The sequence below is a fragment of the Blautia faecis genome (assembly GCF_020554845.1).
Lineage (GTDB): Bacteria > Bacillota > Clostridia > Lachnospirales > Lachnospiraceae > Blautia_A > Blautia_A faecis.
In genome coordinates, this window is sequence record NZ_JAJCIA010000033.1 from 26,925 (window position 1) to 46,084 (window position 19,160).

At 44.9% G+C, this 19,160-nt stretch carries 9 protein-coding genes and 1 pseudogene; 1 reads left to right on the top strand and 9 read right to left on the bottom strand.

Going from position 1 to position 19,160, the window contains the following annotated elements; translation table 11 throughout:
• Nucleotides 1-21: 21 nt before the first annotated feature.
• The 7 genes from LIZ66_RS14485 to LIZ66_RS14515 all read right to left on the bottom strand — a co-directional run bounded on the left by LIZ66_RS14485 (nucleotide 22) and on the right by LIZ66_RS14515 (nucleotide 16,744).
• Nucleotides 22-9,012 (bottom strand): non-ribosomal peptide synthetase, encoded by an 8,991-nt coding sequence (locus LIZ66_RS14485; RefSeq protein WP_227227643.1) that lies wholly within the window; start codon nucleotides 9,010-9,012, stop codon nucleotides 22-24.
• 12 nt (nucleotides 9,013-9,024) lie between these two features.
• Nucleotides 9,025-10,770 carry an MATE family efflux transporter gene (locus LIZ66_RS14490; protein WP_227201151.1) on the bottom strand — a complete coding sequence of 582 codons (1,746 nt, stop codon included), beginning with the start codon at nucleotides 10,768-10,770 and terminating at the stop codon, nucleotides 9,025-9,027.
• A gap of 304 nt (nucleotides 10,771-11,074) precedes the next feature.
• Nucleotides 11,075-12,061: an ABC transporter ATP-binding protein gene (locus LIZ66_RS14495; RefSeq protein ID WP_227201150.1), complete on the bottom strand. Its 987-nt coding sequence runs from the start codon at nucleotides 12,059-12,061 to the stop codon at nucleotides 11,075-11,077.
• The gene (locus LIZ66_RS14500) at nucleotides 12,058-13,029 is read right to left on the bottom strand and encodes an ABC transporter ATP-binding protein (RefSeq protein ID WP_173717009.1); all 972 of its coding nucleotides are present in this window, start codon (nucleotides 13,027-13,029) and stop codon (nucleotides 12,058-12,060) included. The genes LIZ66_RS14495 and LIZ66_RS14500 overlap by 4 nt, the downstream gene beginning before the upstream one ends.
• A 145-nt stretch (nucleotides 13,030-13,174) precedes the next feature.
• Complete coding sequence (locus tag LIZ66_RS14505; protein WP_148463506.1) at nucleotides 13,175-14,755, bottom strand: ABC transporter substrate-binding protein; 1,581 nt, start codon at nucleotides 14,753-14,755, stop codon at nucleotides 13,175-13,177.
• A 143-nt stretch (nucleotides 14,756-14,898) separates the two neighbouring features.
• Nucleotides 14,899-15,768: an oligopeptide ABC transporter permease gene (opp4C, locus tag LIZ66_RS14510; protein WP_173718543.1), complete on the bottom strand. Its 870-nt coding sequence runs from the start codon at nucleotides 15,766-15,768 to the stop codon at nucleotides 14,899-14,901.
• Between the two features lie 19 nt (nucleotides 15,769-15,787).
• The gene (locus tag LIZ66_RS14515) at nucleotides 15,788-16,744 is read right to left on the bottom strand and encodes an ABC transporter permease (protein ID WP_118577950.1); all 957 of its coding nucleotides are present in this window, start codon (nucleotides 16,742-16,744) and stop codon (nucleotides 15,788-15,790) included.
• A 32-nt stretch (nucleotides 16,745-16,776) separates the two neighbouring features.
• Here LIZ66_RS14515 and LIZ66_RS20125 point away from each other — a divergent pair.
• A pseudogene (locus LIZ66_RS20125) lies at nucleotides 16,777-16,836 on the top strand (hypothetical protein); the annotation flags it as partial.
• Between the two features lie 5 nt (nucleotides 16,837-16,841).
• Here LIZ66_RS20125 and LIZ66_RS14520 read toward each other — a convergent pair.
• Entirely contained in the window at nucleotides 16,842-18,122 is a 1,281-nt protein-coding gene (locus LIZ66_RS14520) for an L-cysteine desulfidase family protein (RefSeq protein ID WP_227201149.1), read from the bottom strand.
• A 190-nt stretch (nucleotides 18,123-18,312) separates the two neighbouring features.
• Complete coding sequence (locus LIZ66_RS14525) at nucleotides 18,313-19,050, bottom strand: SDR family NAD(P)-dependent oxidoreductase (RefSeq protein WP_227201148.1); 738 nt, start codon at nucleotides 19,048-19,050, stop codon at nucleotides 18,313-18,315.
• Between the last annotated feature and the right edge of the window lie 110 nt (nucleotides 19,051-19,160).

The following is a 19,160-nucleotide window of genomic DNA, read 5'->3' on the forward strand; positions in this document are numbered from 1 at the left end:
TCCTCCTTTAAGTTGCGTAAATCAATCAAAGAATGCAAGTCTGTCAAGTGCCTCAATAGCGCTTTCCAGATATCTGTCATCTGTAACCGGCCATTTGTAATCCAGTCTGTAAAGAACCTGTGCTGTAAACCGGTTGCTGTAATCCAGGGTATAGATCTCATTTTCATTATGAGCCGTATACGCGATCAGTCCGGAAACAACATCTGAGTCATCACTGTTCTTTGCAAATTCTTTTACTGCAGCCTCAAACTCTTCATCACTTACAATGTCAATGTCAAATCCATGGCTCCGCATTGCATAGATCAGATCCGCCATATAGATATGGTGGCTGTTGCAGGCGTGGAATACGGTAAATCTCCGATCTGTCTGCACCAGTCTCAATACTGCAAGTGCAGTAGAATCAATTGGTGAAAATTCTGTAACTTCGTGCATAGCCCCAATTGGGAATTTACCAACTGCCTCATATCCTCTCAGACTTCGCAGGAATCCGTTTGTAATAAAGTTGATCTGGAATTCGCCATCGGAATTTCTGCTCATCAGATTTCCTACACGGATAACCTTTCCGTCAAGTCCACTGGAAACAGCTTCCAGTACAGCTCTCTCTGCAAGGAATTTTGTGCGGATATATTCATTTGTGATGTTCTGTCCAATATACAGATCGTTTTCATTAAAGACTCTGGACATTGGCGGAACACCATCGGAACCTTCTCCAGCAACAGAAACAGTAGAAATCTGAATCAGTCTGCGTCCACTATTTTTACAGAATTCAATCAGATTTTCCACTCCGTGTACATTTATCTTCTCCAGTACATCACCAGCTGCAAAATGCTTTACGCAGGCTGCGCAGTTAATAATGGTGTTAAATTTGTAATCTGCAAATTTCTCCACCTGTTCTTTCGAGGTAATATCGCCATCCACACAGATAATACGCTCTCCAAACAGTTCCTGGCATGGATTATCGAAGTAATACATCAACATATGCATCATTCGTTTCTCCATGGACTCATATTTCCCTTTACGTACCAGGCAGTAAACCTTGCCGTCATAATTATCCAGATAGGCCTTCAGAACATGAATTCCCAGGAAGCCGGTTGCACCTGTGATCATGATATCACCAATTTCTTCCTTTGTCACCTGGTTTACGTTTTCTTCTACATTTCCGCTGATCACGCTCTGGATCCGGTTATAATTGTATCTGGAGAATTCATTCTCGCTCTGCGGATTTTCAAATGCTTCACTGTTATCCACGATTGCAGAAAGCTCACGGATAGTCGGATATTTGAAAATGTCCGCATATACAATGGAAATATTCTTAGAAAGGCACATAACAGCAACTTTCGATGCAGTAAGTGAGGAGCCTCCAAGTTCGAAGAAGTTGTCCTCAATTCCTACTTTTTCAATGCCAAGTGCTTTTTCAAATATCTCGCAAAGTGCAATCTGGACAGCGGTAACAGGCTCCACATAGGCTGTGCTGGCTGTGGTGGTTACTTCTGGTACCGGAAGTGCCTTTTTGTCGATCTTTCCGCCAGGAGTCACCGGCATTTTCTCAAGATGGACAAAGAAGGATGGCATCATGTAATCCGGAATCAGCGGGTTCAGGAACAGTTTCAGCTCATCTTCCGGAATGATTTCACCAGTATAATAAGCTGTGATATATTTGTTTCCGCCTTTTTCGATCACTATAACAGCAGCATTCTTCACCTTATCGTGCTTCAGAAGAGCTCCTTCGATCTCACCAAGTTCAATACGATATCCTCTTATCTTTACCTGGGAATCGATTCTTCCGATATATTCAATATTTCCGTCACCTTTCATGCGGACCATATCACCGGTTCTGTAAAGACGTTTGTCCTCGTCACATACGGAGAACGGATTTTCCACAAATACGGAAGCCGTCTTCTCAGGAAGATTGTGATATCCTCTTGCAATCTGACGTCCGGCATGGCAAAGCTCACCAGAAGCGCCTACCGGAAGCCGTTTCATATTTTCGTCCACAATGTAGCTGCGGATATTCCGCTGTGACTTACCGATCGGGATGTTGTCGTACTGTTTGTCAACCCAGAACTCCGTGGAGGAAACAGTATTCTCCGTTGGACCGTAGCCATTGATCATCTGGTAAGTTCTATCCCGGTAATATTTGAACTTCTCACCGCCCAGGGTGACAAATTTCAGGCTCGGAGCATCGTCAAGAAGCTCTGCAACCAGTTCGCCCATCTGGGTTGGGAAGGTAGCTGTGGTAATATTTTCTTCTTTTATGAATTTTCCAACAGCAACTGCATCTTTTCGTATGCTCTCTGGCAAAATGTACAGTACCGCACCTGCAGTAAGCGGAGCGAACAGGTCGATCACGGATGCATCGAAACAGAAGCTTGCAAACTCTGCTACAATATCATCTGGTGTCAGTTTTCTTGTCATGAGGATATACTCGATCAGGTTCAGCAGGTTCCGCTGTTCGAGCATAACGCCTTTTGGTTTTCCGGTGGAACCGGAGGTGTAGATCATGTAAGCCAGGTTCTCTGGTTTCGGAGCTGTAAGCTCTACAGAAAGCGCAAAGTCTTTGGATTCTGCTGCCACGTCATCCAGACTGATCACATTCTGGTCGTAGAAGCCTACCAGACTGCGATAACGGTCTATTACAAGCAGGTTTTCTGCCTCGGAATCCTTCAGCATGTACTCGATCCTGCTCTGCGGATATTCCGGATCCAGTGGAACATATGCGCCGCCAGCTTTCATAACACCGATATAGGCCACCGCATATTCCTTTGTTCTTCCGCACAAAATACCTGCTACTTTCTCTCTTCCGAATCCGTTTTCGGTCAGTTTCTGGGCAACATAATCTGACATATGATCCAGTTCTTTATAGGTAAGCTCGCCCATTCCATCTCTTACCGCCGGTCTGTCCGGATATTTTGCAACAGCTTCTCTGAACAGATCTACAAAAGTCTTTCCGGCATGGGAAGGATCATCTTCCATTTTGGTCTCTTCCTCAAACATCAGTCTGATGTCTGCCGGCTCGAATTCTCTCAGGATTCCATCTGCCGTTGTTTCCAGGTTATCTGCAAGGTATTTGATGGTTTCCTCGTTGTACATGTCGCCTCTGTACTCAATCTCAAAGACAAACTTATTTCTCTCAATTGAAATACTGATGGAAACATGTGCCTTTGCCGCATTCAGCTGAACAGGTTCTTCCTGCGCATATTCCCCACCGATATTATCAAAGGCGAAATTGTCGCCCTGATAGATCACCATGGCATCTGCCTTGATGTTGAACTCGTGGCTGATCTGGGAGAACGGATAAATATCGTTGTTCATGGAATTAATCAGCTGCTGCTGGACTTCATTCAGGCAATCCTTAGTGCTTCCTGAGAAATCACAGTAAACAGGAAGTGTCTTTACCAGCATACCCACGGTATCAGAAAGTCTGGAATCGTTTCTGCCATGGTAAATAGTGGTAAATACTGCATCCTTCCTGAAATTGTATTTTCCAAGAGTAATACCAAAGGCGGAGATAAAGAATACATTCTCTGTAATTCCATGCTTCTTACAGAATGCCTTCACATCCTGTACGGAGAACTCACTGGTCTCACGATGATACATCTCTGCGGTTGGAGCTGCTCCGCTCTTGTCTGGATAGAAGTTGATGCTTCCGCCCGCATTTTCAAAAATGGATTTATAGTAGTTCTCTGCATTCTTATAAGCATCACTTGCCAGAGCATCCCTATTATCAAGGGCCAGGTCATAGGAAGTATACGCTTCCACTTCCAGCTTTTCACCACTGTAAGCCCTGTTAATGTCGTTCAGGATAATGCCCAGGGAGGTGCCGTCTGCAATAATATGGTGAATGTCAAGGAACAGGTAATTTCCATCACAGGTTCTGTGAATTTCAAAGCGGAAAAGCTGCTCATTAAACAGCATGTACGGACGAACCAGATTTTCCCGGTTCATTCCATTTATAATCTGCGTCTTATAGGTTAAAGCATCATCACGTTTCTGAAGAACTTCTCCCTCGTCGCTCATAAAGAGACGGGTTTTCAGATAAGGATGAGCTGCAACGGTGCTGTCAATTGCTTCTGCCAGCTTATCCAGGTCAACCTTTTTGTCAAGCTTCAGAAGATATGGGATGTTGTAGATGGTGGATCCCATATTTGCTGTACACTCGATGAAAATTCCCTCCTGGGTATTGGTGAGAGGATAATTTTCCTGGATTTCCCTCTTGGTTTCTTTTCCGGCAGTCTTCACAAAGCCCTCTAACATCTGAATGGTTGGGTGATCCTTGATGTCAGATGTTTTTATCACAATGTCAAAAGCTTTGGAAATAAGGATATTCAGCTTAATAGCAGTGATAGAGGTCAGTCCTGCCTCGTAAATATCTGTGGTAATGCCGAATTCGGTATAGCCAAGAACCTCAGCAATACAGTCAAACAGCTTCTGCTGAGTCTCATTCTCCGGTTTCACGATCTCTTCCACTTTTCGCTCTGGCAGTGGAAGGGCTTTTTTGTTTACCTTCTGATTCTGGTTCAGCGGAATCTTGTCGATCTGCATGGTAACTGCCGGAACCATGTATGGAGGCTTGGTTTCTTTGATGAAATCATTTAACTTATTTATGTCAACCTGACCGTCAGATACTACATAAGCTGCAATGTATTTTCCACCGCCATTAGGATCATCAAAAGCTACTACGGTCGCATCCTTTATGCCTTCGTATCTTCTTATGACCTCCTCAACCTCGGAAAGCTCAATTCGAAAGCCTCTGACCTTAACCTGGGAGTCTTTTCTTCCAATGATCTGGATATTTCCATCCGGAAGATATCTGGCAACATCACCAGAATGATACAGGACTTCATAGCCTTCGGTGTCATCATAAATATTTCTGGTATAAACTTCCGCGGTTTTCTCCGGTTTATTCAGATAGCCTCTGGAAACCTGCCATCCGGAGATCATCAGCTCACCGCAAGCTCCATATGGAAGCAGGTGGCCGAACTTATCGGTTATATAAAGTTTGAAATTGTCAAGCGCTTTTCCGATCGGAATGTTTGGATAATATTTATCCACTTCAAATACAGTTGTAAAAATAGTACACTCTGTAGGGCCATAAGCATTAAAGAATCTGTAATCCTTGGGTGGTTCCATAGGAACAAGCTTCTCTCCGCCTATGGAAAGATATTGCAGGCTCTCGCAGCTCATTTCCATTGCAAACTGTCTTCCCACCTGTGTGGTCATAAAGGAATGGGTAACGCCATTCTCTTCAAAATAACGCTGAAGTGCAATGAAATCAAGGCGGATTTCTTCCGGAATAATGTGAAGCTCTGCACCGTTTGCAATTGCTCCGTAAATATCCATCATGGAAGCATCAAAACCAAAGGACGCATAAGCTGCTATTTTGGAGCTGTGATCTATATGGTAATACTTTTTGTACCAGTGGCAGAATGCAGTGATATTTCCATATTCCAGCATACAGCCTTTGGGTACGCCAGTGGAGCCGGAGGTGTACAGTAAAATAAACAGATCATGAAGCTCTGGCTTCTTAAGTTCCACGTCACGCTCTTCCAGCTGTGGGATCTCATCTGTAAATAAAACAGGTCCCTGATAGCCGTCTACCAGTGGCAGAAGCTCTCTGTCTGCGATCAAAAGCTTCGCAGCAGAATCCTCCAGCATGTACATCAGGCGATCTTTCGGGTAAGTAGGGTCAAGAGGCTGGTATGCTGCACCGGCTTTGATCACGCCCATTGGTGCGATGGCCATGTATTCGCAGCGGGGGATCAGAATGGAGACTACATCCTCCCTGCCGATTCCCTGGGATGCAATATATTTTCCAAGTCTGTCACTGAGCTCGTCCAGTTCTTTGTATGTATATTTCCGGTCTTTAAATACCACTGCTGTGTGGTCCGGAATGGTCTCTGCCAATTCAGCGAACATGTCAGAAATGGTTTTGCTTCTGTCAAATTCGTTTTCTGTATGATTGAATTCTGCGATCTTGTTTACCCCACTCTGAGAGATCACAGAGATTTCAGAAACATATTTTGTTTTCAGCATGGAGCTCATGGCAGCTTCATAGGAATCCAGGATTCCGTCAATAAAGGCCTGGCTGTACATGTCGCTGCGGTATTCTGCTGTAAGCACATAAGTGTGGTTGTACTCTCTTACCTGGATCAGCAGAGGCATTTTTGCCATATCCAGGGAAAGGTCGTGACCTCTGGCAATAGTGTCTCCAATTGGATAATCGTCGCTGAGCTCTGCCTGGTATGCAAAGGTAAGATCCGAATTCAGCCCGTATTTTGCACAAATGTCGGAAAATGGGAAAATATCGTTTGCCATGGAGGACAGCATCTGCTCGGAAAGCTCTGCCATATACGCCTGTACGGTGGTCTTCGGGTCGAATTTGCAATAAACAGGAAGAGTTTTTACCAGCATGCAGACTGTGTTTTCAAGCCTGGAATCGTTTCGTCCATTATAAATAGTAGAAAACAGACTGTCCTCTGCATTGGAGTATTTTGCCATAAGGATGCCGAACAGACCTGTAAATAAAATATTCGGGGTAACACCCAGCTTCTCGCAATAGGAAAGAATGGCCTCTTCTTTCAGGCCCATGGTCTTCTCCAGATAACCTTTTTCAGGAGCTTTTCCATTCAGGTCCGGCATAGGAAGAGATTCAGTCTCAATTCCTTCAAAAATACTGTCATAATATTTCTCGGCTTTTTTGTATTTGCCCTCTTTCATCTGCTGTTCTTCATCAAGGGCCGCATCAAATCCGGTATAGGACTCTTTTTCCAGTTTTTCACCCATATATGCCTTATTGATATCTTCGAAAATGATATCATAGGAGTTGCCGTCAGCAATAATATGGTGGAAATCAGTAAAGAGGTATTTCTTATCTTCTGTCACATAAATTGCCACACGAAGGAGACGTCCTTTTTCCAGCTTAAACGGACGTACAAGGCTTTCCTTCTGGCTGGCAAATTTCTCATTTGTGGTCTCGATTACTTCCGGCACAAATGTCTCATTTCCAGGGCGCTGTACCATCTCCCCATTATCGTCAAGATATACCTGTGTAAGCAGGTAGGAATGGGCGCTTACCATTCTGGCAATTGCATCGGATAATTTCCGGGTATCCACTGCAGGATCCAGTTCAAAAAGGAAGGGGATATTGTATACGGTACTCTCAGGATTTTTGCTGCATTCTGCAAAAATACCCTTCTGGGAACCGGTAAGAGGATAAACCTCTCTCTTTTCGTAGGTTCTGAGCTTCGGCGCCAGCATGACATATTTTTCCAGCTTCTCCACGGTATTGTTCTCGTGGATATCGCTTGTTTTTACGGTAACACCAAATTCCTCTGAGATCAGAACACAGAGCTTCATTGCACTGATGGAGGAAAGGCCGGCCTTATAAAAGCTGGTGTCGATTCCGAAGAAGTCGTTTTCTACTACTTGGGCCACAATGTCAAAAATCTTCTTCTGCATTGGAGTTTCCGGCTCTTTCAGATTTCTGGGCTGCGCCACAGGCTTGGGCAATGCCTTTTTGTCAATTTTTCCATTCTGTGTTAAAGGCATTTTTTCCAGCTGGATGAAAACATCCGGAACCATGTAATGAGCCAGGGATTCTGACGCATAAGCGGTAAGCGCTTCAACATCGATCTGGCGGTCTGCCATAAAGTAGCAGCAAAGATATTTATTATCCACCGGTACTGTAATACTGGTGATAATTCCTTCGAAGCTGTTAACAACCTCCTCGATCTCACCAAGCTCGATTCTGAGACCACGAAGCTTGATCTGATTGTCAATTCTTCCGAAAAATTCGATCTCGCCATCTGGAGTGATCTTTGCAAGATCGCCTGTTTTATAGGCTCTTTCTCCGTTGAGAGTGATGAAAACCTCCGCTGTTTTCTCCGGCAGATTGATATAGCCCCGACCTACACCAAGACCTGCAATTACAAGCTCTCCTGTCTCTCCGTCCGGAAGAATCCTGTTCTCTTTATCAACCACGTACACCTGAACATTGCCGTTTGGCTCTCCGATGGTAATATTTTTGCTGTCGGTGATCACCTTCATGGTACAGCTGATGGTGGTCTCGGTTGGTCCATAGCCGTTCATAATATAAGCATCTGGGTTTACTGCATGAATCTTGTCAAAAAGTGCAGGCGGGAATGCTTCTGCTCCTACGTCAAATACCCTGATCTGGGCTGCTGCTTCCTGAAGCTGGGGCAGATCGATCATATTGGAAAGATAGGTAGGAGTTGTGGTCATAATATCCACTTTATTTTTTACAATTAAATCTCCGAGCATAATGGGATTCAGGATCTCTTCATCGCTTGCGATCACTGCGGTCATTCCATTCGTGAGAGGGAGAAATTCCTCCAATACCGAAACATCAAATGTCATGGCTGCCATGGAAAGAGAAACGCTTCCCCTGCTTACATAGCCATAGGTTTCTGCATTCTTTGGATTAGGATTTATAAAATTGGCAAGGTTGATATGCTCGATCATAACACCTTTTGGTTTTCCAGTGGAACCGGAGGTGTAAATACAGTAGCAAAGATCATGTTCCTTAATCCTGGTATCCGGATTCCCGGCATTTGGATTTTCCAGCAGTTCTTCAAGCAGAAGCACCGTACAGGAAAGCCTGGAAAACAGCTCCTGGCGCTCCTTCGCGATCTCCTCTGTGGTGATAATAAAGGGAACTCCTGCATCTTCAAAAATGAACTGCACACGGTCATCGGGATAATCCGGAGCTGCAACAGCAAATGCACCACCAGCCTTCAAAATACCCTGACGGACTGCGTAAAAGTCACAACAGCGCTCCAGTACCACACCTACGATTTTTTCACAGCCAACGCCTTTTTCAATAAGAGAATTCGCAATTCTGTTTGCTCTTTCATTCAGCTGTGCGTAGGTAAAGCTTTCCTTGCTGGAAGCTACAGCACATTTGTCAGGATGAAGCCGCACCTGCTCTTCAAACAGCTTTGTCACAGGCTGAAATTCAAAAACAAAATTGCTCTTTTCGTTAATGTCAGACATTTCCTGCACCTCCTAAAATGATATTATTGTATTATTCATATCAATTGCGCGGATATAATCCATTGATTTTGAAATCTTTTTCACCAGCTCAATTCCATGGATATCAAACTCCTCATGGTCATAGCTGTATTCCAGCGGATTAAAATTCACTCCGTTGTCTCTTATCCTTAACTGGCAAATGTCATCCTCCAGGCAAAGGTTGATGTCGATCCAGTTGGAAGTTTTTCCACCAAATTTAATGATATTCACAGTCATTTCTTCTGCACACACGGCAGCAAGATTGGCTCTGTTTCCGGATACACCGTTTTCCTTGCAGAACTCCAGGATTTTTCTGTTAACCGCGCCAGCTTCTTCCATGGTGCTCTTAATGGAAAAATCAAGATTGGTTCCGGGATTTTGATCGGGAACAATATAAAAAGTAGAATTTTTGTGTTTGATCTTTCGGAAAACCCAGGCTGCGATCAGAGTTATGATCTCTGTGGCAACGAATGCAGCACCAATTCCATTTGTACCGATTCCATCAATCTGTTTCCAGATAGAAATTCCTATAAATGTTGCAGGAAGAACTGCCACTGCATTTTCAAGGAAGGTAACAAAGCTTGCAATTGCAGTCTCTTCAATAGATTCATAATAGCTTACGGTAAATTTATTCCAGAGATAAGGCACTACACACAGAGCAAAAATACGCAGCGCATGAACCATCTCCCGTCCCAGCTCTCCGCCGCCTCCGAACATAATGGTGATCTGTTCTGTAAACAGCATGATCAGAACGAATATGACTGCCAGCACGATGTAGCTGTATTTCAGCATTTTTTTGCACAGGACACGGATTCCCACATAGTCTTTTTCTCCAAAAAGAATTCCTGCAACATTAGGAATTACACCAATGATTCCGCCTGTAAGCATTTCCACGATCAGCAAAACATTGTCGCAGACCGTAAATACTGCCATTCCGTCTTCCCCGATCTGATTCATGATGATGGTATTCAGGCCAAGGGCTTTTACAAAATTGGTTGCCATGAAAACAAGCATAGGCACACCTGTAACCACCGCTTCCTTCACGATTCCGAAATCCTTTGCATTCAGCCGCACGAAACTGATATTCCTCTTATCTGAGCGAATGTAGAAAAGGAAAACCACCATGGCAAAAAGGAAGCCAAGTACCGTTGATAAGGATGCACCTGTGACTCCAAGTGGTGTAAATCTAAGAAATATGTAATCCAGCACAAGATTTATCACATTGGCTGCGATCAGATAAACAGAAGCAAGCTCCGGATGGTTTTCCACCCCAAGATAGTTTACCATCATCAGACCAATTCCGATTACCGGTGCACCTAACATGCTGATGCGGATATAGTCTCTTGTATAAGTTGTCAAAACTCCGTCTCCGGATACCAGAAATCTGGCAATAGGTCCTGCGGCAGGAAATGCAATAAGAGAAAACAGCAGTCCCACCACGAGTGTGACAATGAAAGTGGCTGAAAACAATCTCGAGGCCCCTTCTTTGTCACGTTTACCAAGCATATTCCCTGCGGCTATGGAACCTCCCACACCCAGACAGTAACCAGTAAGCTGAACTATCGTTTCAACCGGAAGACTCATTGTGACTGCGGACATTGCTTCTACACCAATTAAATTACTTACAAAGATGGTGTCCACAATGTTTCCAAGCTGAAGTGCCAGCGACATCATAATACCTGGAACGATATACTTGTTTAATTTCGCATTCAGCAATCTGTTATTTCTGTTTTCCACCATTCCATCCCCTTTCGAAATTTTGGAATATTTCTAAACAAAATCAGAATACTCCATATTTATATATAATTTAGCAAAAAATGAAATTTTTTTCAATAAAGCAACGAAAATAACGTCAAATTAAACAAAAATAACTTAAAAAAATACCGGTTTCCCAAAGATATCCATTTAATGGAATTCTTTGGAAAACCGGTAGTATCCTTCCTGATATGTAATTATTCAGCAGACTCCAGAACATGTTTAAAAAGGCTTTCTGCAAAATGTACGTCACAATTTGCAGAGCCTGCAGATTGCAGGAAATAAATTTTCAGACAAGCTCCAAAGCCCTGTGACAGGCTGCTTTATGCCCCTTTTCCACCTCCTGAAGTACAGGAGCTTCCTGCCTGCAGCGGTCTGTTGCATAGGGACAGCGGGTATGGAATTTACATCCAGACGGTGGATTGTAGGCACTTGGCACGTCACCTTCCAGAATGATACGCTGACGTTTCTTCTTCACATCCGGAAGCGGGATTGCAGAAAGAAGAGCTTTGGTATAGGGGTGCATCGGGTTGGAATAAAGCTGGGCTTTTTCTGCAACCTCAACCACACTTCCAAGATACATAACTGCGATTCTGTCACTGATATGGCGGACTACGCTCAGGTCATGGGAGATAAACAGGTAGGTCAGATTTTTCTTCTGCTGCATATTTCTCATAAGATTCAGCACCTGCGCACGGACAGATACGTCCAGTGCGGAAACCGCCTCGTCACAGACAACAAATTCCGGATTCAGGATCAGTGCCCTTGCAATTCCGATTCGCTGCCTCTGACCGCCTGAAAACTCGTGAGGAAAACGATTCAGATACTGTTTATCCAGTCCAACCTCCTGAAGGATCTCTTCCACCATTTCCCTGCGTTCTTCCTTAGTCCCCACTTTATACACCTCAAGAGGGGCACTGATCAGATCATAAACGGTCATTCTGGGATTCAGGGAGCTGTATGGATCCTGAAAAATGATCTGCAGCTTCCGGCGCATTTCCCACATTTTTTTCTTATCATAGGTAAGGATATCTTCCCCATTGTACATAACCTGGCCCTCTGTTGCCGGGATCAGGCGGAGAATAGTTCTTCCCAGAGTGGATTTTCCGCAGCCGGACTCTCCGACCAGGCCCAGTGTCTCACCCTTTCTCACAGAAAGACTTACATGGTCTACTGCTTTTACTACAGATGGATTACGGTTCAGAAGCCCTTTTTTTGCCGTAAAATATTTGGATAGATCCTTTGTTTCCAACAAGATTCCTGTGTTCTCACTCATTCTTTCTCACCCTCGTATCTGAAGCAGCTTACCAGAGAATTTCCAGCATGGTAAACGCCTGGTTTTTCTTTCATGCAGCGGTCTTTTCCGTAAGGACATCGGGGAGCAAATCTGCAGCCTGCAGGCATAGCATCCGGTGCCGGAACGGTGCCCTCAATGGTATTCAACAGCTCTACATCCTCATCAAGACGTGGGATAGAGTTCAAAAGTCCCTGTGTATAAGGATGCTTCGGTCTTTCAAAAATATCCTCAATGCTGCCGTATTCTACTGCTTTTCCTGCATAAAGAACAAGCACATCGTCTGCGGTCTCTGCTACTACCCCCATATCATGGGTAATCAGCATAATAGCCGTTCCCATTTTTTCCCTAAGCTCACACATCAGCTCCAGGATCTGTGCCTGAATGGTTACATCCAGGGCGGTGGTAGGCTCATCTGCGATAAGAAGTCTTGGCTCGCAGGATACTGCCATGGCAATCATCACTCGCTGGCGCATACCGCCTGAAAGCTGGTGCGGATATTCCTTCATCCGCTTCTCCGGCGCTGCGATTCCAACTCTTTTCAGAACGTCCACAGCTCTTGTCCAGGCTTCCTTTTTGCCGCAGTTCTGGTGGAGCATGATTGGTTCCATCAGCTGGGTTCCAATAGTCAGAGTCGGATTCAGGGCAGTCATTGGATCCTGAAAGATCATGGCAATATCATTTCCGCGGATCCTGCACATCTCTTTCTCCGGAAGCCCTATCAGTTCTTTTCCATCCAGTTTGATGCTGCCGCCAGAAATCCGGGCGTTGCTTCCAAGAAGCTGAAGGATAGACATGGATGTGACACTTTTTCCGCATCCAGACTCGCCTACAATTCCGAGGATCCTGCCTTTTTCTACAGAAAAGCTTACACCGTCAACGGCTGTGTTAATGCCTTTTTTTGTCTGAAACTGTACCTGTAAATTCTCTACTGAAAGTAAAGATGCCATAGCTGTACTCCTTTTTCTCTTAATTAACTCACTGTGATTCTTTCACAGCTCCTGAAATCCGCCAGAAATGAGAGTCTTTTCTCTCATATTTGGCGGGTTCCAGGATCAAAAGCTTTATCCGCTTTTGTCCTGTTTCCCATTTTTATTACTCTTTATCCCACTCCCAGGAAGACCAGTTCAGACAATTAAAGTCTGCAACGTTCAGGTTCTTCATGCTCTTGTTGTAAGCGGTAAGAAGGTTCTTTGTATATAAGTAGCCCATAGCTGCTTTTTCTACAACCTTTTCCTGATACTCATCGAAGTATGGTTTTCTTGCTTCAAAAGTAAGCTCTGCGTTTCCTTTGTCGATCAGGTCAGAAAGCTCTGTATCCTGAAGCTGGCAGAAGTTGCAGGAGCTTTCCGGATAGATCATTTCACGGCTCTCACTTGGGTCAAGAGTTCCGCCGGAACCAATGATTCCAAGATCATGCTCGCCGTCAAGCATACGGCTCATCAGAGTTGCAAAGTCCATCTGCTCAATTTCTACATTTACACCGACATTTGCAAAATCCTGTACGATCAGGGCTGCACATCTCTCGGTAATGCTGCTTCCAGAGGAGATGAAAAATTTCAGTGTCTGTCCAGCCGGGAAGCCTGCTTCTGCAAGCATCTCTTTTGCCTTTTCAGGATCGTACTGAACCTGAACTTTGTCATTGTAGTATGGGCTTACCGGTGCGATCGGGGTCATGATCGGAGTTCCCTCTCCCATAAGAAGACCATTTACCAGTACGTCACGGTTGATTGCCATATTCAGTGCCTGGCGAACTTCCTGAGTAAGATATTCCTTCTGAGTATTGAAGATCAGAGTGGTATAGGAAGTGGTAGGAACAGACTCTGTTACCAGGTTATCCTGGGACTTGGCTGTTTCCCAGTCATCAGTCAGTACGGAACCGAATCCGATCAAATCAAGCTCGCCGTTCATAAGACCGGAAAGAACGTTTGCGGACGGTACTACACGGATGATCAGACGGTCAATATTTGGAGTTCCAAGATAGTAGTTTTCGTTCTTTGTGAACTCCATACGCTCACCATTGATCTCACTGTCATAGATGAATGGGCCGGAACCTACCGGATTTGCCCAAAGGTCAGGAGCATTGATCTCTTCTGCTGTTTTTCCTTCAAATATATGTTTCGGGATGATGAAAACAGTGTCGATATCCTGCAGGAATGTATCAGGATACATAGCCTCTTTTAATTTGAAGGTTACTTCATAATCGCTGTCTGCAGTTACTTCGATAGAATCCTCGGAAAGCTCTGCTCCGGAATCATCCACACCGGCAATGTACTCCAGGTGATAACGGCTCTTTGCCTCTACAGACGGATCAGAATACATCTGGTAGCTGAATACAACGTCCTCTGCTGTAACCGGCTCACCATCAGACCATACTGCGTCTTCATGAAGCTTAAAGGTAACTGCGTCACTGGCATCATTTACAGTCCAGGACTCAGCAAGGCGTCCCTCAATGGAACCGTCTGCGTTTGTCTGTGTCAGGCGGTCATAAATCTGGTCACAGATAAAACGGGTGTAGTTGCTTGTGGTGTTCAGCGGCATCATGGTATCCCATGCCTGGTCCATAGCAGCTGTTACAACTTTTTCCTCTGCCTCAGCAGCAGCTGGAACAGCATAGCCTGCTACCATGCTTCCTGCAAGCAGGAGCGCTGCAGCCTTTTTCATGTTGAATTTCATAGGTCTCCTCCTTTTTTCTTTTGTCAGGGATATTTTTTCTCTGACAGGTTTTGTGAAGCAAATCAGTCCGGGAAACTCCCGGAACCAATCTTATGTCAACGGACTGTCCGGTCTTGCATCAAGACCCTCCTAATCCTGAGACATTACAGTTTGATCTTCGGATCCAGCGCATCGCGGATACCGTCGCCCAGAAAATTAATACTTAACACAGTGATCAGAAGTGCAAGTCCCGGCGGAAGCCAGATCCACAGTTTCTGGGAAAGCACAGTAATGGACTGCGCATCGTAGAGCATATTTCCCCAGCTTGCTCCCGGCGGCTGTACACCCATGCCAAGGAAGCTTAAGGATGATTCGGAAAGGATGGCACTCGCCATCTGGAATGTGATTGCGATCAGGATCGGGGCAAAAGAGTTTGGAAGAACATACTTTGTCACGATCTTGAAATTGGAGGTACCAATTGCCCTTGCAGATTCTACATATTCTTTCTCGGATACGGAAAGTACATTTGCATAGATCAGTCTGGCAAACTGTGTCCAGCCGAGCACACCGATGACACAGGTTACAGACCAGACAGACGGTCCCAGAACAGCAACCAGCACCAGGATCAGCACAATTGATGGAAAAGACATAAAAATATCTGCAATTCGCATAATAACTGCTTCCGCTTTTCCTCTGGCATAACCAGCAACCAGGCCAAGAGGAACTCCGATTGCGCAGCTGATCAGTGTGGAAACAAAACCAACCAGCAGAGAGGTTCTTCCGCCGTACATCAAACGGGCAAAAACATCACGTCCGATAGCATCAGTTCCAAGGATGTGCGCTCCTCCCGGAGCTGCAGAAAAAGCAGTGTAATCTGAAGTATAAGGATCCAGCTTCAGGATCATGGGAAGAAAAACCACCATCAGGATTTCCACGATCAGGACTACCAGGCCTGCCATAGCCATTTTGTGCTCTTTCAGTTTATCAAGTACCTCGGAAAGATAGCTTACATTTTCGTTTTTCTGTTTTTTCATTTTTGTCTTCTATCCTCCCTTATTTATAGCTGATTCTCGGATCCAGAATTCCGTATGCAACATCAGTGAGAATATTCGCAATAAGAACCGCTGCCGCGATCATAACCGTGATTCCCATAATAACCGGGTAGTCTCGTCCATTGATCGCTGTTACCATAAGAGAGCCAATTCCCGGCCATCCAAAAACCTGCTCAGTTACAACTGCACCGCCTACAATAGAAGGAATGGACATTCCCACAACTGTAACAACCGGTGTAAGGGCATTTTTCAAGGCATGCTTCATGATCACTTTCCATTTGGTAAGACCCTTGGACTTGGCGGTACGAATGTAGTCATCCTGCATAACTTCCAGCATACTGCTTCGCATGTGCCTTACCCATCCTCCGATCTGCTGGAAGGAAAGAACCAGACAAGGCAGGATCATGTGCTTCATCAGATCTCCAAATGTATGAGCTCCGCTTGAGCTGTACATTCCTCCTGATGGCAGAATGTTAAACACAATGGCGAACAGGTAAATAAATACCAGTCCTACAAAGAAGTTCGGAGTCGCCATCATCAGCATAGACAGACCGCCGGAAAAGTAATCTCTTCCTGAATTCGGCCTGGAGGCAGCAAAGATTCCAAGAGGAATGGATACGATCAATGACAGTACAATGGAGCTTGCTGCCAGAATCGCAGTAGCCGGAAGACGCTCCAGTATCATCGCTGCCACCGGTCTCTGGGTGCTGTAGGAAAATCCCAGATTTCCCGTAAGCAATTGTTTCAGCCAGGTAAAATACTGAATGATCACCGGCTGATCCAGTCCAAGTGCCACTCTCTTACGTTCCAGCTCTGCCGGAGTAATTCCCGGATCTGCCAGAAGTGCATCCAGCGGTGAACCAGGCGCCATATTCAGAATAAAATAGGCCAATATGGTAATTCCGAAAAAAGTGGGAATGGCGATCAGTATTCTTTTTAATATGTATTTCCACTTCATAGTGTTTTCCCTTCATCTCCTTTTCCTAGAACCTGTTTAAAAAAGTATTTCCGCAAGCTCCCGCAAATTGTGGCGCACATCTTGCAGAAAGCCTTTTTCAACCACGCTCTACCATAATCCGGATAATCTCTTTATCCGTTTCGCACATACCTTCCTTCGCCAGCTGTCCCACGTTCCGGATGGTATTTTCCACACCGTGGGTAACGATTCCATCACCTCCGTAGAACTGCTGTCCCTGTATGTACATTTCATAGCCCATGATTCCGGCATCGACTGCTGCTGAAATCTTGGCTGCGCAGGAGGCTTTCGCTCCGTCACAGATGATTCCGGAAACAATTGCCAGGGAATTCACGATTGTATGTGCAATTACTTCATAATCGCCGCCGTAGAGATAAGCAATTCCCGCACCGCTTCCGCAGCCTGCACTTACTGCACCGCAATAGGCAGAAAGAGTTCCGATTCCAGTCTTCAGATGAATGGTTACAAGATTGGAAAGCACCAGGGCGCGAAGCATTTTGTCATGGGAAACCTGCAGCTCTCTGGCAAATTCAATGACCGGAATGCTGGCAGTCATACCCTGGTTGCCGCTTCCGGAGTTAATCACCACAGGAAGCTCGCAGCCATTCATTCGGGCATCGGAACCGGCTGCTGCCTTGGCTCTGGCACGGATCTTAATATTGTCGCCGTAGGTGTGAAGAAGGACTTTTCCGATGTTCGCTCCATAGTTTCCGCGAAGTCCCTCCTCAGAAATGGCTGTATTGTAACGGATCTGACGCTCCAGAACCTCCTTTACATCTTCTGTGTCAACAGTGTTGGCAAAGTCGATAATGTCTTCTATGTTTAATATGGAATGGTCGGTCTTTTTCTCTTCCTTACCTGAACAGACATCTTTCTGGAAAACAGGCTGGCCGTTTTTCTCAATAAGGATGATGTTGGTGTGAGTATCTACAATGCGAACACGGGCCGTTTCAGTACCTTGAGTTACGGTCAGATCGATTTCAAATACATGCCCGGTGGATGCCGGAGTGATCTTGGGTTTCACCTGATCCATGTAGGACTTGATTTCCTCCTTCTGACCGGGTGTTACTCTTGCAATTACTTCAAGGAGCGCTTCCGCATCGCCTGCGATCACACCCGCGCACAGAGCAGCTGCAATTCCCCTCATGCCGCCAGTATTGGGAACGATGACGCTTTTTACATTTTTGATAATATTTCCACTTACTTTAATATCCAGCTGTTCCGGCAGATTACCTAAAGTTTTTCTCGCCACTGCGCCTGCATAGGCAATGGCAATGGGTTCGGTACATCCCATTGCAGGAACCAGTTCTTCCTCTAGGATTTTTACGTAAGCCTGGTATTTTTCATCACTTTTGTGCAATGTTTTCTCCTCGCTTTCGCACAACATTATAAATACTTTAGCACACTATCTTCTTAAAATCAATTAATTCCAGAAATTTTATATTTAGAAAAATCCCGAACTATATTTGTGAATTTTGTTTTTGTTAATCACTTCGCGAATATAATCCTGATACAGATTTTTTATTTGGAATCAGATCAGAGGATTCTTTTTAGAAATAGTCATATCCGCCATGAATGTCTACAACGCTTCCATTCATGTATCCATTTTTCAGAACTTCGTATGCCATATCTGCCACTTCTGAGATCTCACCAAAGCGGTGAAGCGCAATCTTACGGTTAATGCGTTCATAGCTTTCCGGAGTGCGGTTCTTATGCCAGCTGGTTTCAATAAATCCCGGGGCAATGGCATTGACCCGGATCTGCTTTGGTTCCAGTTCTTTTACCAGAGATTTGGTAAGGAAATGAATGGCGGATTTGGTGACACCATACACCAGAGAGGAGGAATAAGCCTGCTGTCCTGCGTAGGAGCCTGTAAAAAGAATGCTGCCGCCTTCGCTCATAATGGGGCGAAGTTCTTTCACCAGAAATACCGGAACAGACAGGTTGGTATTCACAATTTTGGTCCATTCGTTGAAGGTGTAGTCTTCATATTTCGCATAGGTGCTGATTCCTACATTGTTTACCAGCCAGTCTACACGGCTTGCTTCTTCTTTGATCCGGGATACAAATTTCATCATTTCATCATAGGATGACATATCAGCCTGGAGCAACCGGATTTTTTTCTGATTTTCCTCTGTTTGTGCATGAAGAAATTCCTCCGCCTGCTCCGTGTTATGTCCATAGCTCACATATAAAATATCGTCCGACGCAGAATTTTCCAGAATTTTCTCCGCAATCCCTCTTCCGATTCCAGATGTACCGCCGGTGATTATGGTTACTTTGCTCATGGGGTGTCCTCTTTTCTGTATATTTTATTACTATTTAGTGTGTTGAAAGTTGTTAAAGGCGGACGCATTCGGACAATGGTGATTGCTCACTCGCCGGCGCAACGCTCCAG

Excerpts from the sequence above, each read along its gene's own strand:
- LIZ66_RS14515 (WP_118577950.1), bottom strand. The coding sequence starts at position 16,744 with ATGAAGTGGAAATACATATTAAAAAGAATACTGATCGCCATTCCCACT.
- LIZ66_RS14505 (WP_148463506.1), bottom strand. The coding sequence starts at position 14,755 with ATGAAATTCAACATGAAAAAGGCTGCAGCGCTCCTGCTTGCAGGAAGC.
- LIZ66_RS14500 (WP_173717009.1), bottom strand. The coding sequence starts at position 13,029 with ATGGCATCTTTACTTTCAGTAGAGAATTTACAGGTACAGTTTCAGACA.
- LIZ66_RS14525 (WP_227201148.1), bottom strand. The coding sequence starts at position 19,050 with ATGAGCAAAGTAACCATAATCACCGGCGGTACATCTGGAATCGGAAGA.
- opp4C (WP_173718543.1), bottom strand. The coding sequence starts at position 15,768 with ATGAAAAAACAGAAAAACGAAAATGTAAGCTATCTTTCCGAGGTACTT.
- LIZ66_RS14495 (WP_227201150.1), bottom strand. The coding sequence starts at position 12,061 with ATGAGTGAGAACACAGGAATCTTGTTGGAAACAAAGGATCTATCCAAA.
- LIZ66_RS14485 (WP_227227643.1), bottom strand. The coding sequence starts at position 9,012 with ATGTCTGACATTAACGAAAAGAGCAATTTTGTTTTTGAATTTCAGCCT.
- LIZ66_RS14490 (WP_227201151.1), bottom strand. The coding sequence starts at position 10,770 with ATGGTGGAAAACAGAAATAACAGATTGCTGAATGCGAAATTAAACAAG.